13 protein-coding genes are annotated in these 14,272 nt (G+C 72.5%); 6 read left to right on the forward strand and 7 right to left on the reverse strand.

The genetic code is table 11. From position 1 onward, the window contains the following. The first annotated feature begins 52 nt into the window (after positions 1 to 52). Complete coding sequence (locus ACFV4P_RS30080; RefSeq protein ID WP_380476473.1) at positions 53 to 1,078, forward strand: TAXI family TRAP transporter solute-binding subunit; 1,026 nt, start codon at positions 53 to 55, stop codon at positions 1,076 to 1,078. 4 nt (positions 1,079 to 1,082) lie between these two features. On the opposite strand, the gene ACFV4P_RS30085 is transcribed toward ACFV4P_RS30080, so the two are convergent. Both ACFV4P_RS30085 and ACFV4P_RS30090 read right to left on the reverse strand, forming a co-directional pair. Beyond that, on the reverse strand, positions 1,083 to 2,513 hold the full coding sequence (locus tag ACFV4P_RS30085) for a sensor histidine kinase (RefSeq protein ID WP_380476475.1): 1,431 nt from the start codon (positions 2,511 to 2,513) through the stop codon (positions 1,083 to 1,085). 6 nt (positions 2,514 to 2,519) lie between these two features. After that, on the reverse strand, positions 2,520 to 3,251 hold the full coding sequence (locus tag ACFV4P_RS30090; protein WP_380476477.1) for a response regulator transcription factor: 732 nt from the start codon (positions 3,249 to 3,251) through the stop codon (positions 2,520 to 2,522). Positions 3,252 to 3,671: 420 nt separating this feature from the next. Here ACFV4P_RS30090 and ACFV4P_RS30095 point away from each other — a divergent pair, with 420 nt between their 5' ends. The 5 genes from ACFV4P_RS30095 (at position 3,672) to ACFV4P_RS30115 (ending at position 8,734) form a co-directional block, all read left to right on the forward strand. Further along, positions 3,672 to 4,400 carry an amino acid ABC transporter ATP-binding protein gene (locus tag ACFV4P_RS30095; protein ID WP_380476544.1) on the forward strand — a complete coding sequence of 243 codons (729 nt, stop codon included), beginning with the start codon at positions 3,672 to 3,674 and terminating at the stop codon, positions 4,398 to 4,400. Positions 4,401 to 4,485: 85 nt separating this feature from the next. Continuing rightward, entirely contained in the window at positions 4,486 to 5,406 is a 921-nt protein-coding gene (locus tag ACFV4P_RS30100; RefSeq protein WP_380476479.1) for a glutamate ABC transporter substrate-binding protein, read from the forward strand. A 42-nt stretch (positions 5,407 to 5,448) separates the two neighbouring features. Beyond that, entirely contained in the window at positions 5,449 to 6,099 is a 651-nt protein-coding gene (locus ACFV4P_RS30105; RefSeq protein ID WP_380476481.1) for an amino acid ABC transporter permease, read from the forward strand. Further along, positions 6,096 to 6,923: an amino acid ABC transporter permease gene (locus tag ACFV4P_RS30110; protein ID WP_380476483.1), complete on the forward strand. Its 828-nt coding sequence runs from the start codon at positions 6,096 to 6,098 to the stop codon at positions 6,921 to 6,923. Before ACFV4P_RS30105 ends, ACFV4P_RS30110 begins: the two co-directional genes overlap by 4 nt. Positions 6,924 to 7,030: 107 nt before the next feature. After that, positions 7,031 to 8,734, forward strand: a complete 1,704-nt coding sequence (locus ACFV4P_RS30115; protein WP_380476485.1) for an FAD-dependent monooxygenase — start codon at positions 7,031 to 7,033, stop codon at positions 8,732 to 8,734. Positions 8,735 to 8,782: 48 nt separating this feature from the next. Here the strand turns inward: ACFV4P_RS30115 and rny are convergent, their stop codons facing one another. The 5 genes from rny to ACFV4P_RS30140 form a co-directional block, all read right to left on the reverse strand. Beyond that, positions 8,783 to 10,192, reverse strand: coding sequence for a ribonuclease Y (rny, locus tag ACFV4P_RS30120; protein ID WP_380476487.1), 1,410 nt, complete (start codon positions 10,190 to 10,192; stop codon positions 8,783 to 8,785). A gap of 158 nt (positions 10,193 to 10,350) precedes the next feature. Further along, positions 10,351 to 11,265: a regulatory protein RecX gene (locus ACFV4P_RS30125; RefSeq protein WP_380476489.1), complete on the reverse strand. Its 915-nt coding sequence runs from the start codon at positions 11,263 to 11,265 to the stop codon at positions 10,351 to 10,353. A gap of 4 nt (positions 11,266 to 11,269) precedes the next feature. Further along, positions 11,270 to 12,367 (reverse strand): recombinase RecA, encoded by a 1,098-nt coding sequence (gene recA, locus ACFV4P_RS30130; protein ID WP_380476491.1) that lies wholly within the window; start codon positions 12,365 to 12,367, stop codon positions 11,270 to 11,272. 205 nt (positions 12,368 to 12,572) lie between these two features. Continuing rightward, on the reverse strand, positions 12,573 to 13,667 hold the full coding sequence (locus ACFV4P_RS30135; RefSeq protein ID WP_380476493.1) for a hypothetical protein: 1,095 nt from the start codon (positions 13,665 to 13,667) through the stop codon (positions 12,573 to 12,575). Further along, on the reverse strand, positions 13,664 to 14,194 hold the full coding sequence (locus ACFV4P_RS30140; RefSeq protein ID WP_380476495.1) for a SigE family RNA polymerase sigma factor: 531 nt from the start codon (positions 14,192 to 14,194) through the stop codon (positions 13,664 to 13,666). Before ACFV4P_RS30140 ends, ACFV4P_RS30135 begins: the two co-directional genes overlap by 4 nt. Positions 14,195 to 14,272 lie beyond the last annotated feature (78 nt).

The following is a 14,272-nucleotide window of genomic DNA, read 5'->3' on the forward strand; positions in this document are numbered from 1 at the left end:
GGCACCGGCCGGGGCCTCCCGCCGGGCGGTCGGGGCTGGCAGTATCCCTGCCATGGCTGCTTCGACCCGTCCGCCCCGTGCCGGTGCCGCGCTGCGTTCCGCGGCGCGCAGTCCGCTGGTGCGGGTGGCGGCCGTGCTGCTGCTGGTGGTGGGGGGTGCGGGCGGCTGGTGGGTGTCGTCGGCGCGGGCCGGGTCGGGGCTGCACGGGGAGGCGGCGTTCGCGACGGGTGTGCAGCGCGGGGTGTACGACCGGTACGGGGTGCTGCTGAAGGACTCGATGCGTTCGGCGATGCCCGGGGTGAAGGTCCGGCTGGACAACTCCCAGGGTTCGTTGGACAACCTGGAGCGGGTGCTGTCGGGCCAGGACGACTTCGCGATCGCCACGGCGGACTCGGTGGCGAGTTTCACGAATCCGCAGAAGTCGCAGCTGCGGGCGATCGCCCGGCTGTACGACGACTACATGCAGCTGGTGGTGCCGGCGGACTCGCCGGTGCACAAGGTGTCGGACCTGCGCGGGCTGCGGGTCGGGGTCGGCCAGCAGATGTCGGGCGTGAACCTGGTGGCCCGGCGGCTGCTGGAGGCGGCGGGGCTGGACCCGGACACGGACGTGCGCTCGTCGATGCTGGGCGTGGGCGACGCGGCGGACCGGTTGCGCGACAAGGACCTGGACGCGTTCTTCTGGTCGGGCGGTCTGCCGACGGCGGCGCTGACCGACCTGTCGGAGCACACCCCGATCCGGATCGTGCCGATGGGCGAACTGTCGGACCCGCTGCACCAGTTGGAGGGCTACGGGATGGACGCCTACCGGGCGGCGACCATTCCGGCGGACGCCTATCCGCTGGTGGAGCCGCAGCGCACGCCGGTGTCGACGGTGGCGGTGCCGAACCTGCTGGTGACCCGGGCGGACGTGGACCCGGCGCTGGTGGAGGCGGTGACCCGGGTGGTGATCGACAGCCGCGACCGGATCGGCGGCCAGGTGCACGCGGCGCAGCTGGTGGACCTGCGCAGCGCGGTGTACACCGATCCGCTGCCGCTGCACGACGGCGCGAAGCGCTACTACCAGTCGGTGAAGCCCTGACGGGTCAACTCCACTGACGCCGCGGCACGGTGAGCAGCACGCGGAGCCCGTTGGGTTCGGCGGGCGCGAAGCCGAGGCTGCCGCCGCCGGCCAGCAGCAGGGTGCGGGCGATGGAGAGGCCGAGGCCGGAGCCGTCGACGTTCTGGTGCCGGGAGGAGCGCCAGAACCGGTCGCCGACGCGGGCGAGTTCCTCCTCGGTGAGGCCGGGTCCGGCGTCGGTGACGGTGGCGGTGACCTCGTCCTTGGTGATGGTGAGGCCGACCCGGACCTCGCTGCCGGCCGGGGAGAACTTGAGGGCGTTGTCGAGGACGGCGTCGAGGGCGCTGCCGAAGCCGATCGGGTCGGCCCAGGCGTGTGCCATCGGCGGTCCCTGCCACTGGAGTCGGACCTGTCGCCGGTCGGCGAGCGGCTGCCAGGCGTCGGCGCGGGTGCGGACCAGTTCGGCGAGGTCGACGGGTTCGGGTTCGGGCCGGGAGCCTTCGGCGGTGGCGAGTCCGAGCAGGTCGTCGAGGACGCGGGCGAGCCGGGCGCCCTCCTCGCGGACGGCGGCGATCTCCTCCTCGCGGCCCTCGGGGAGTTCCAGGCCGATCAGTTCGACCCGCAGCAGCAGCGCGGCCAGCGGGTTGCGCAGTTGGTGGGAGGCGTCGGCGACGAAGGCCCGCTGCTGGTCGATGGCGAGCACCACGTGGTCGGCCATGTCGTTGAACGAGCGGGCCAGGCGGCGCAGTTCGGGCGGTCCGCCGCTGGGGGCGACCCGGGCGCCGAGTCGGCCGGTGGCGATGTCGTGGGTGGCCCGGTCGAGGGTGCGGACGGGGCGCAGCACCCAGCCGGTGAGGCGGACGGCCAGCAGGATGGCGACCATCATGGCGAGCGCCTCGCCGCCGGCCAGCACCAGCCAGCGGTGCAGGATCCGGGCGCGCAGCGGGCCGGTGGGCGATTCGGTGAGGACGACGGCGACCACGTCGCCGTCCCGGACCACGGGCAGGGCGACGGTGAGGGTGCGGTCGGAGGTCCAGGGCCACACCTGGGGCGGGTTGTGGCTGCGGCGGCCGGCCAGCGCCTCCCGGTAGGCCTGGCCGCCGGGTCCGTCGGCAGGGGCGCGCCAGCCGTCGGGGGCGACGGCGACGGCGCTGCCGTCGCGTTCGAAGACGCCGATCCGGGCGCCGTACAGCTCGTGGTAGCGGGCGGCTTCGCTGGTCAGGGCGTGCAGGCGGCCGCCGTCTCCGGGGCCGGGTTCGGGTTCGCCCTTGACGGCGGTGGTGCTCGCGCGGCCCTGGGTGGGGAGGTCCTGGGCGAAGCGGGCGGCGTCGTCGATCCGGTCGACGACGACCTCGGACTGCTCGGACGAGGCGATCAGGTAGGCCAGCGGCGCCCCGAGGGCCGCGAGGACGCAGGCCATCAGGGCGATCAGGATGCCGAGCAGGCGGTTGCGCACGGGACGTCAGCGCTCCGCGGCGTCGTCGGCGGGCGGGCTGTCGGGGCTGTCGGAGGTGAGCCGGTAGCCGACGCCGCGGACGGCCTCGACCAGGCCGGGCAGGCCGAGCTTGGTGCGCAGCGAGCCGATGTGGACTTCCAGGGTGCGGCCGTTGCCCTCCCAGCCGGAGCGCCAGACCTCGCTGAAGATCTGTTCGCGGCGGTAGACCACGCCGGGGCTCTGGGCGAGCAGCGCCAGCAGGTCGAACTCCTTGCGGGTGAGTGGCACGTCGCGCCCGTTGACGCTGACCCGGCGGCGTTCGCGGTCGATCTCGACGCCGCGGGAGGCCAGCGGGCCGTCCGGCTCGGGGCCGCTGTCCTCGGCGGTCCTGGGGGTGCCGCGGCGGGCCACCGCGTGGATGCGGGCGAGCAGTTCGCCCATGTCGTACGGCTTGACGACGTAGTCGTCGGCGCCGAGGTTGAGGCCGTGGATCCGGGAGCGGATGTCGGCGCGGGCGGTCACCATGATGACCGGGACGGCGCTGCCGGCCCGGATCCGGCTGCACACCTCGAAGCCGTCGCGGTCGGGCAGTCCGAGGTCGAGCAGCACCACCCGGTAGGGCTCGCTGCCGTCCGGGACGAGCGCGTCCAGGGCCTCGTGTCCGCTGCGGGCGTGCCGGACCTGGAAGCCGTGTCGGCCCAGCACCGCGACCAGGGCGGCGGCCACGCGGTCGTCGTCCTCGACCAGGAGCAGGCGCATCGGGCTCCTTCCTGTGCGTTCGTCGGTATGCGTGCGGGCCGGTGGCGCGGTCGCCGTCGGCATGGCGCGGTCCCACGCGGAACCGGGCCATCCTGGCATCCACTCCCATCCGACGTCACCAGGTCAACCGCATCGGCCGGTCCGTTACCGCTCCGGTATTCGCGGTGCTCGACTACCCGGCGTCACCGAACCGTGATGCTCAAGTTCAGCTCAGATCGGCTGACGGGGCGTCGTGTACCTGCCTAAAGTCGCCCCGTTCGGGGGTCCCGGAGCTCCGCCGGCTCCGGCCCCCGGACATCGAAGGACATCGAACGGACCATCACCGGCTCTGCGGACCACGCGAGTTGGCCCCGGGTTCGGAGGACGAGGGAGCGGACGGCGATGACCGAGAACAGTGCCGAGCTGCGCGATGCCGCGCCGCTGGTGGCCCTTCGCGGGGTGAACAAGCACTACGGCGCCCTGCACGTGCTGCAGGACATCGACCTGGAGATAGCCCAGGGCGAGGTCGTCGTACTGATCGGCCCGTCCGGCTCCGGCAAGTCGACGCTGTGCCGCACCATCAACCGGCTGGAGACCATCGACTCCGGCTCGATCGAGGTGGACGGCAAGCCGCTGCCCGCCGAGGGCCGCGAACTGGCCAAGCTGCGTGCCCAGGTGGGCATGGTGTTCCAGTCGTTCAACCTGTTCTCGCACAAGACCGTGCTGGAGAACGTGGTGCTCGCCCAGGTGAAGGTGGGCAAGGTCGCCAAGGCGGAGGCCGAGTCGACGGCCCGCGAGCTGCTGGAGCGGGTGGGCGTCGGCGCCCAGGCCGACAAGTACCCCTCGCAGCTGTCCGGCGGCCAGCAGCAGCGCGTGGCGATCGCCCGTGCGCTGGCGATGGACCCGAAGGTGATGCTCTTCGACGAGCCGACCTCCGCGCTCGACCCGGAGATGGTCAACGAGGTGCTGGAGGTGATGCGTTCGCTCGCCGCGCGGGGCATGACCATGGTCGTGGTCACCCACGAGATGGGCTTCGCCCGCTCCGCGGCCAACCGCGTGCTGTTCATGGCGGACGGCCGGATCGTCGAGGAGAACACCCCCGACGCCTTCTTCACCGCGCCGCGCACCGACCGTGCCAAGGACTTCCTGTCCAAGATCCTGCAGCACTGACTCCCGCTGTCGATCAAGCGTCAGTAGCGTCAATTCGCAGTGGCCCGGACCCCGCCGTGGCCCCTATCGAGGAGAAGAACGACCGATGAAGGCCCGTCGTACCGTTGCCGCCGCCCTGTCCGTCCTCGCCCTGACGGCGGTCGCCGCCTGTGGCAAGGACGGCTCCCCGAGCGACACCCCCACCGCCGCCGGCGGCTCGGCCGCCCCGCAGCTGCCGACCTACACCGTCAAGACCGACGCGAAGCTGGACGGCTCCCCGGTGTGGGCCGAGGCCAAGAAGCGCGGCAAGCTGAAGATCGGCGCCAAGGCCGACCAGCCGTTCCTCGGCTTCGAGGACGTGCAGACCGGCAAGCGCAGCGGCTTCGACATCGAGATCGCCAAGATGATCGCCGCCGACCTCGGCTTCTCGGCCGACCAGATCGAGTGGCAGACCATCAACTCCAGCAACCGTGAGACCGCGATCACCGGCGGCCAGATCGACTACTACGTCGGCACCTACTCGATCACCGACGGCCGCAAGGGCAAGGGCGTCGCGTTCGGCGGCCCGTACTACATCGCCGGCCAGTCGCTGCTGGTGAACAAGGACAACACCGACATCACCGGCTCCGAGTCCGTCAAGGACAAGTCGGTCTGCACCGCCACCGGCTCGACCTCGGTCGGCGGCATCCAGAAGTTCGGCGCCAAGGTCACCCAGTTCGAGAGCTACTCGCTCTGCGTGGAGAAGCTGCTGACCAAGGAGGTCGACGCGGTCACCACCGACGACTCGATCCTCAAGGGCTTCGCCGCCAAGAACCAGGGCAAGCTCAAGGTCGTCGGCACCCCCTTCACCGAGGAGCGCTACGGCGTCGGCCTGAACAAGTCCGACGCGGCGCTGCAGAAGGCGATCAACGACGCCCTGAAGGCGCACGAGGACAACGGCGACTGGAAGAAGGCGTACGACGCCACCCTCGGCCTGTCCGGCTCCGCCGCCCCGAGCGTCCCGGCCCTGGACCCGATCGCGGGCTGACGCCCGGACACACCGACTGACTGAGAAAGGAGGGCCGCCGGCATGGGACTGATATTCGAGGGCGACAACTTCTCGAAATTCGCCGAGGGTTTCCTGCGAACGATCGAACTGAGCGCGCTCAGTGCCCTGTTCGCGCTGCTCCTGGGCTTCGTGCTGGCGGCCTTCCGGGTCTCGCCCGTCCCCGTCCTGCGGTGGTTCGCCACCGCCTGGGTGATGATCTTCCGCAACACCCCGCTGACCCTGCTGTTCTTCGCGGTGACCTTCGTGCTGCCGCAGCTGAACGTGCACATCAGCAGCTTCACCGCCGCGGTGATCGCGCTCAGCGCCTACACCGGCAGCTTCGTCTGCGAGGTGCTGCGGGCCGGCATCAACACCGTGCCGCTCGGGCAGGCCGAGGCCGCCCGTTCGCTCGGCATGGGCTTCGGCCAGACCCTCGGCCTGGTGGTGCTGCCGCAGGCGGTCCGCTCGGTGATCTCCCCGATGGGCTCGGTGTTCATCGCCCTGCCCCGCAACTCGGCCATCGCGGGCGCCTTCAACGTGGTCGAACTGTTCGCCGTCCAGAAGCACTTCACCGAGATGAGCTACGGCATCTTCGAGATCTTCTTCTGGATCGCGCTCGCCTACCTGGCGATCAGCTTCAGCATCAATGCCCTGTTCTCCACCCTTGAGCGTCGAGTGGCGGTGGCCCGATGAGCACCCGTGGTGCCTCCGTCCTGTACGACGTCCCCGGCCCCCGGGCCCGGACCCGCAACCTGATACTCGGCGTGGCCGGCGCCGTCGGCATCGCCGCGCTGCTCTGGTACATCATCAGCAGCCTGAACGACGCCGGGCAGTTCGACTCCCAGCTGTGGTCGCCGTTCGAGTACACGGCCGTCCAGCAGCGCATCGTCAACGGCGCGCTGGCCACCCTGAAGGTCTTCGGCCTGTCCGCGGTCGGCTCGCTGGTGCTCGGCGCGCTGCTCGCCGCCGGCCGGCTCTCCGACCACTTCCCGGTGCGGATCGCCTGCACCGCGGTGGTCCAGTTCTTCCGGGCCATGCCGCTGATCATCATGATCTTCGCGCTGTACCAGGCCGCGTTCGGCGCCCAGCCGATGTGGGCGCTGGTGATCGGCCTGAGCCTCTACAACGGCGCCGTGCAGGCCGAGATCATCCGCTCCGGCATCAACGCCGTCCCGCGCGGACAGGCCGAGGCCGCCTACGCGCTGGGCCTGCGCAAGACCCAGGTGATGGGCCTGATCCTGGTCCCGCAGGCGGTCCGCTCGATGCTCCCGGCGATCATCGGACAGCTGGTCGTCACCCTCAAGGACACCTCGCTCGGCTACATCATCACCTACCCCGAGCTGCTGTGGGAGATGAAGCTGATCGCCTCCAACTCGGACGGCTACCCGTACATCCCCGTCGTCCTGGTCGGCACCCCGCTGTACATCCTGCTGTGCCTCGCCCTCACCGGCCTCGCCCACTGGATCGAGTCCCGCGGCCGCCGCGGCGCGAGCCGCCGCAGCACAACCGCTGCTTGACGGACACCCAGGTGATCTGTTGCATTGCTCTTCGTGACACCACCTGGGAGCTCCCGCCCGGCAACTGACGGAACAACGGCCGGCCCCGCCGGCCGGAAGGCCCCGACATGGATCCAGTGATCATCGTCGGGGCCGGGCCGGTCGGCCTCGCCCTCGCCCTCGCCCTGGCCCGCAACGACGTTCCCAGCGTGGTCCTCGACGAGGGCGCCGGCGTCTGCCCGGAAAGCCCCCGCACCGTCGTCCTCGGCCCCGACACCGCCGCCTTCCTCGCCCGCATCGGCTACACCCTGGTCGGCTCCGACGCCGCCCGCTGGGACGCCTTCACCATCTGGCGCCGCCGCGCCGAGGTGCTGCGCCTGCCGCTCGACGACAACCCGGTCCTGCACCTCGCCCAGCACCGCCTCCAGCGCGGCCTGCGCGACGCCGCCACCGCCACCCCGCTGATCCGCCTCACCCCGCGGCACCGGGTGGTCGAACTCACCCAGGACCGCGACGGCGTGACCGTCCGCACCGCCTCCGCCGCCGACGGCGGGACCAGCTGGCGCGGCAGCCACCTGGTCGGCTGCGACGGCGCCCGGTCCACCGTCCGCAAACTCCTCAAGGTCCGCTTCCCCGGCCGGCCCGCCGTCGACCGGCACGCCGTCGCCACCGTCCGCGTCGACCTGCCGTTCCCCGGCGAGGCCCGGCTGCACCGCGAACCCCCGTGGCGCGGCGACCGCGAAGCCTCCGCCCGCCCACTGCCCGACGGCCTGTGGCGACTCGACTGGCGACTGCCGCCCGGCCGCCCCCAGCCCACCGAACCCGTCGACCCGCACGCCACCTGGCCCGGCATCGTCACCGGCGACACCCTGCTCACCCGGGTCACCTCCGCGCTCACCGGCTGGTGCGGCGAACTCCCGCCCCACCAACTGCTCGCCGCCGCCGACCACACCTACCAGCAGCGCCTCGCCGGCCGCTTCCGCGCCGGCCGCTGCTTCCTCGCCGGCGACGCCGCCCACCTGCACGGCGCCCTCGGCATGCAGAACCTCGCCGACGGCCTGCGCGACGCCGACAACCTCGCCTGGCGACTCGCCCTCGCCTGGCACCTGCCGCCCACCGACGCCCCCGCCGAGAGCGCCCTGCTCGACGGCTACGAGAACGAACGCCGCGGCGCGGTCGGCGCCCGGCTGCGCGCCGTCGACCAGACCATGCCGCTGCTCCGCCCGCTGCGCGGCTGGGCCCAGACCCGGCGCTCGCTCATCTCCGGCTCCTTCCGCAAGCACGCCCCGCTGCTCGCCGACGGCCACCTCGGCACCGGCCGCTTCGGCGGCGCCCCCGCCTACCCCGCGACGCCCTCCGGTGTCGCCCCCCGCGTCCCCGAGCAGCGCGGCAGCCGCGGCACCTCACTCACCGAACAGCTCGCCCCGACCGCCCCCGGCGTTCTCGTCCCCGACCTGCCCGTGGTCACCGCCGACGGCACCGCGGACACCCTCCGGGCCCGCCTCGGCACCGCGTTCCTGCTCGTCCTGGTCGCCCCCGGCACCACCGTCTGGTCCGCCGAACACTGGCTCGGCGCCGGCCTGATGCCCCGCCTCACCGAACTCGCCGACGCCCTCCCCGTCCCCACCGAAGTCCTGGTCACCGACGCCTACCCCGGCGCCACCCCCCACACCGTCCTCCTCGTCCGCCCCGACGGCCACCTCCTCGGCACCACCCCCGGCCTCCACCCCGAAAAACTCCACACCCTGACAGCCCCGTTCGCCGCACAGGAAACGGTGGAGCACCACCAGGGGCGCGGGGAACTGCGCGAAGCGGAAGACACCGGTCGGTGAGATCGCGACGCCGGACAATGACCTGCACGTGATCGCGCCCCGACGGGGCTAGCGCGCGAACTCCGTCGCGCGCGACTCCCGCACCACCGTGATCCTGATCTGCCCCGGGTAGGTCAGTTCCTCCCGCACCTGGCGGGCCACCTCCCGCGCGATCTCCTGCGCGCGCACGTCGTCGACCATCTCCGGCTGCACCATGACCCGGACCTCCCGTCCGGCCTGCATCGCGTAGACCTTGGTGACCCCGTCGTGCGCCCGCGCGATCTCCTCCAGCCGCTCCAGCCGCCGGACGTACGCCTCCACGGATTCCTTCCGCGCGCCGGGTCGCCCCGCCGAGCAGGCGTCCGCAGCCTGGGTGAGCACCGCCTCGACGGTCTTGGCCTCCACTTCGCCGTGGTGGGCCGCTATCGCGTGGACGACCTCCGCCGACTCCCCGTGCCGGCGGGCGAATTCCGCGCCGATCAGGGCGTGGCTGCCCGCCACCTGGTGGCTGAGGGCTTTGCCGATGTCGTGCAGCAGCGCGGCGCGCCGCACCGGCTCCGGGTCGACGCCGAGTTCCGCGGCCATCATCCCGGCCAGGTGCGCGGACTCCACCAGGTGCCCGAGCACGTTCTGCCCGTAGGAGGTGCGGTAGCGCAACGTCCCCAGGGTGCGGACCAGTTCGGGCTCCATCTCGCCGGCGGCGCCGATGCCGACGGTGAGCAGCGCGTCCTCCCCGGCCCGGATGCAGAGCCGCTGGACCTCGCTGCGGCTGCGCTCGTGCGCCTCCTCGATCCGCGCGGGGTGGATCCGCCCGTCGGTGAGCAGCGATTCGAGGGTGAGCCGGGCGCTCTCCCGCCGGACGGGGTCGAAGCAGGAGAGCTGGACCAGCCCGGGGGTGTCGTCGACGATCAGGTTGACGCCGGTGACGGCCTCGAAGGCCCGGATGTTGCGCCCCTCCCGGCCGATCACCCGGCCCTTCATGTCCTCGCTGGGCAGCCGGAGCGTGGTGACGACGGTCTCGGCGGTGTGTTCGGCGGCCAGCCGCTGGACGGACGAGGCGATGATCTCGCGGGCCCGGCCCTCGCCCTCGACGACCGCCTGCCGTTCGATCTCCCGGACGGTCAGCGCGGCGTCCCGACGGGCCTCGGCCTCGGCGGTGCGGACCACCTCGTCGCGGGCCTGGGCGGACGTCAGCCCGGCGGTGCGCTCCAGCAGCAGCCGGTTCTCCGTGGTCTGTTCGGCGAGTTCGGCGCGCACCCGCTCCGCTTCGGCGGCCCGCGCGGCGAGTTCGTCCTCGTGCAGGTGCAGGCGGTGGAGTTCGGCGGTCAACCACGCCTCGCGCCGGTCGAGTTCGGCCCGGCGTCGACGCAGCGCCCGGAGCGCGCCGACCACTGCCAGGGCGAGTGCGCCGATCAGCACGCCGGCCGCCAGCAGCAGGAGCAGGGAGGAACCCGTTCCGGTGTCCTGAGCGATCCCCATCCGGCCACTCCCCGTCCTGCGCACGCTGCCGCTGCGGTGACCTCCGCGATCGTCCAGCCACTGAGTGCGAGGCTAGGCGGAGGTTACGAAACGGTCAAGATGCGATCGAGAATTGACTCCGACGATCCGATCGCCAGTCATCATGTCCGTTTGTCCGCCTACCAGTTGTCGTCCTCGCCGTCCGCCGGCTCCGCGTCCAGCGCCTCCCGGACCACCCGGAACGCGAGGCCCTCCGAGTAGCCGCGCCGGGCCAGCACCCCGACCAGGCGGCGCATCCGCACGTCCCGGTCCAGCCCGGCGGTGGAGCGCAACTTCCGTGCCACCAGTGCCCGGGCGGCCTCCGACTCGTCGTCGGCGTCGACCTGGAGCAGGGCCCGTTCCGCGGTCTCCCCGGTGACGCCCTTGGTGCGCAACTCCTGCGCCAGCGCCCGCCGGGAGAGCCCGCGCACCGCGTGCCGGGACTCCACCCACGCCTCGGCGAAGGCGGCGTCGTCGATCAGCCCGACCTCCTCCAGCCGGGTCAGCACCTGCTCGGCGACCTCGTCCGGGATCTCCTTGCGGCGCAGCGCATCGGCCAGCTGCTTGCGGGACTTGGCGGCTCCGGTGAGCAGCCGCAGACAGATGTCCCGGGCCCGCTCCGCCGGATCCCCCTGCTCGGCGGCGGCCCCCTGTCCGCATCGCTTCCCCCGCGCACCGGGCTCGGCCGCCCGCTCCGGTTCGCCCTCCGGCCGCTCGGCCTTCGCCCGCCGCTTCGGCCGCGGCCGTTCCGCCGCCGGTGCCGCGGCCGGCAGTTCGCCCAACGCGCTGCGCCGCCGACGCTGCCCCCCGGCCAGCTCGGACGCCCGCATCATCCCGGGCAGCTCCCCCGCAGGAAGCTCTGCGGGAAGCTCCGCCGACGGCTCCTCGGCCACTGCCGCGAACCAGTCCGGCGGCCCCGAGGCGTCCTCCTCCTCCGCGGCGGCCGCGAACCAGTCCGGCGGGCCGGAGGCGTCGTTCTGCTCGTCTCCCCATACGCCCGCACCGGGCCCGTCCTCGGACGGACCCGGTGCCGGGTGGTCAGTGCGGCGTGTCAACGGTTCAGCCCTTTGCGGCGGCCGCCGTCTTCTTGGCGGCGGCCTTGGCGGGCGCGGCCGCAGCCGGGATCTCCACCGCGGGGGCGTCGCCCTCGGCCTCGGCCGGCTTCGGACCGATGCCCAGCTTGCCCTTGATCTTGGCCTCGATCTCGTCGGCCAGCTGCGGGTTGTCGCGCAGGAAGTTGCGGGCGTTCTCCTTGCCCTGGCCGAGCTGGTCGCCCTCGTAGGTGTACCAGGCGCCGGACTTGCGGATGAAGCCGTGCTCGACGCCCATGTCGATCAGGCCGCCCTCGCGGCTGATGCCCACGCCGTAGAGGATGTCGAACTCGGCCTGCTTGAACGGCGCGGCGACCTTGTTCTTGACCACCTTGACGCGGGTGCGGTTGCCGACCGCCTCGGTGCCGTCCTTCAGGGTCTCGATGCGCCGGATGTCGAGGCGGACCGAGGCGTAGAACTTCAGCGCCCGACCACCGGTGGTGGTCTCGGGGGAGCCGAACATCACACCGATCTTCTCGCGCAGCTGGTTGATGAAGATCGCGGTGGTGTTCGACTGGTTCAGCGCACCGGCGATCTTGCGCAGCGCCTGGCTCATCAGTCGGGCCTGCAGACCGACGTGCGAGTCGCCCATCTCACCCTCGATCTCGGCGCGCGGCACCAGCGCGGCCACCGAGTCGATGATCACCAGGTCGACCGCGCCGGAGCGGATCAGCATGTCGGTGATCTCCAGCGCCTGCTCACCGGTGTCCGGCTGGCTGACCAGCAGGGCGTCGGTGTCCACGCCGAGCTTCTTGGCGTACTCGGGGTCGAGCGCGTGCTCGGCGTCGACGAAGGCGACGGTGCCGCCGGCCTTCTGGGCGTTGGCGGCCAGGTGCAGGGTCAGGGTGGTCTTGCCGGAGGACTCGGGGCCGTAGATCTCGACCACTCGGCCGCGCGGGATGCCGCCCACGCCCAGCGCCACGTCGAGGGCGGTGGACCCGGTCGGGATCACCTCGATCGGCTCGTTCGCCTTCTCGCCGAGGCGCATCACCGAGCCCTTGCCGAACTGCCGTTCGATCTGGGCGAGCGCGGCCTCCAGGGCCTTCTCGCGATCCGTTCCTGCCATGGCTTCCACCCTCGGGTTCTGTGCGTTGCGCTTCATCGTCATCGACGCTAGCGCGTCCCACCGACAATCGGGCCCGGGCGGGCTCGGCCTGTGGAAAACTCTGCGCCGAAGAGTACAAAGAACATACGTTCGAATCCAATCGAAGACCCCCGACCCACCACGGCCCCGCCCCGAGCGGCTGGGGCGGGGCCGCACTGGCGGGCGCCTAGCCGTTCAGCAGCTGCAGACCGGGGTCCGGCAGCTCGACGCCCTGCTTGTCGAGGAACCGCCACTTGGCGACGTGGAGCCCGGGCCGCGCCTCCACCACGGCCACCCGGTACGGGGAGCCGCCGAGCTGCGCGTCCTTCACGCCCGCCGCTCCGCTGCCCCCGTCCGACCAATCGACCACCACCTTGTCGACGTCCGGTCCGACGACCACCACGGCGAGCTCGGTCGGCAGCCCGCCGGACGTGCCCGGAGCGCCGAAGACACTGCCGCTGACGTTCTTCGCCTGCTGCGGGGAGACGTGCCCGGGCGCCGGAAAGCCGCTCAGTGTGTCGGCCTTCAGCCGCCGGCCGTCCAGCTCGGCGTAGATGTTGACGATGTCCTCGTCGGGCTTCCAGGAGTGCTGGACGGACGCCTCGGTCGGCCTCTCCAGCGAGGGGTCGACCGTGTGCCGCTCCTCCCAGATCGCCACCGCCTGCTCGTACGCCTTCTCCTGCGGGGCGGCCGGCCAGAGCGACTCCCGGAGCGTCCACTTCTTGCCATCGACGGCGCCCCCGGAAAGCTCCGCCCGCTGCGGCCGGAGCGGGTCCCGCGGGCCGGACGACGCGGGCGACGACGGCACCGACGGTGACGAGGACGCCTGCGAAGAAGCCGACGACCCGGCGTCGGGGGCGGGCGTCGCACCCCCGTCGGACGGAGTCCCGACCGGCACGCAGATGGGGCCAGTCGTCGAGTTGTAGCTCGCCCCAGAAGTCGGTCCGAAGTCCATCTCTGTCGGGCCCCACGACATCCTGACAAACTCGCACGGGTTATCCGTGGGCCCGTCGCCCGCCTGGAGTGCCGGTGCCTGCGCCGCCCCCCCGTTCCCGCCGAGGCCGTTCAGCCCCACCGCCGTGCCGCCGCCCAGCGCCACCACCGAGGCCAGCGTGAGCGCGCCGACCACCGAGCGGCGCCGACGCCGGATCCGCCGTCCGCCGGCCACGATGCCCTCGACCGGCACCGGGCCGATCGTCACCTCCGCCGCTGCCGCCGCGAGCCCGAGCTCGACCGGCAGTTCCCCGCCCGCGCCCTGCATCCCGTTCTCCCCCGCAGTCATACCGCACCCCCGACTCGTGTCATGTCCGTCAGTTCCTTCAGCCCCGCGGTCTCCCGGAGCTTCGCTATCCCCTTGGCCGCGTGGCTGCGCACGGCCCCCGTCGAGCAGCCCATGGCGGCGGCCGCCTGGCTGTCGGTGAGGTCCTCCCAGTGCCGCAGCACCACGGCCTCGCGCTGCCGGGGCGGCAGTGCGGCGAGCGCCGCCACCAGGACCCGGCGCTGGTCGGAGCGGGCGTACCCGTCCTCGGGTCCGGCCGCGTCCGGCACCGCGTCGACCAGGACTTCCGGTGTCCGGCGCCGGAAGCCGCGGGCGTGCTGGTTGATCATGATCCGGCGCACGTAGCTGTGCGCGTCGTCGGCGCGGCGCACCTTCGACCAGGCCGCGCAGGTCCGCTCCGCGGTCGACTGGGCCAGGTCCTCGGCCGCGTGCTGGTCGCCGGTCAGCAGGTACGCCGTCCGCATCAGCCACGGCCAGGCGCCGACGATGAAGGCCCGGAAGTCGTTCGGGCCGCTCTGTTTGTCCCCCATGAGCACCTCCTCACCCATCAAGAGCCCGGCGGTGGGGGAAACCGCTTACTCCCGCCGGAAGAACCACGGCGGGGGCCG

It is taken from the genome of Kitasatospora sp. NPDC059795, assembly GCF_042732175.1.
In the GTDB taxonomy this organism is placed as follows: Bacteria; Actinomycetota; Actinomycetes; order Streptomycetales; family Streptomycetaceae; genus Kitasatospora.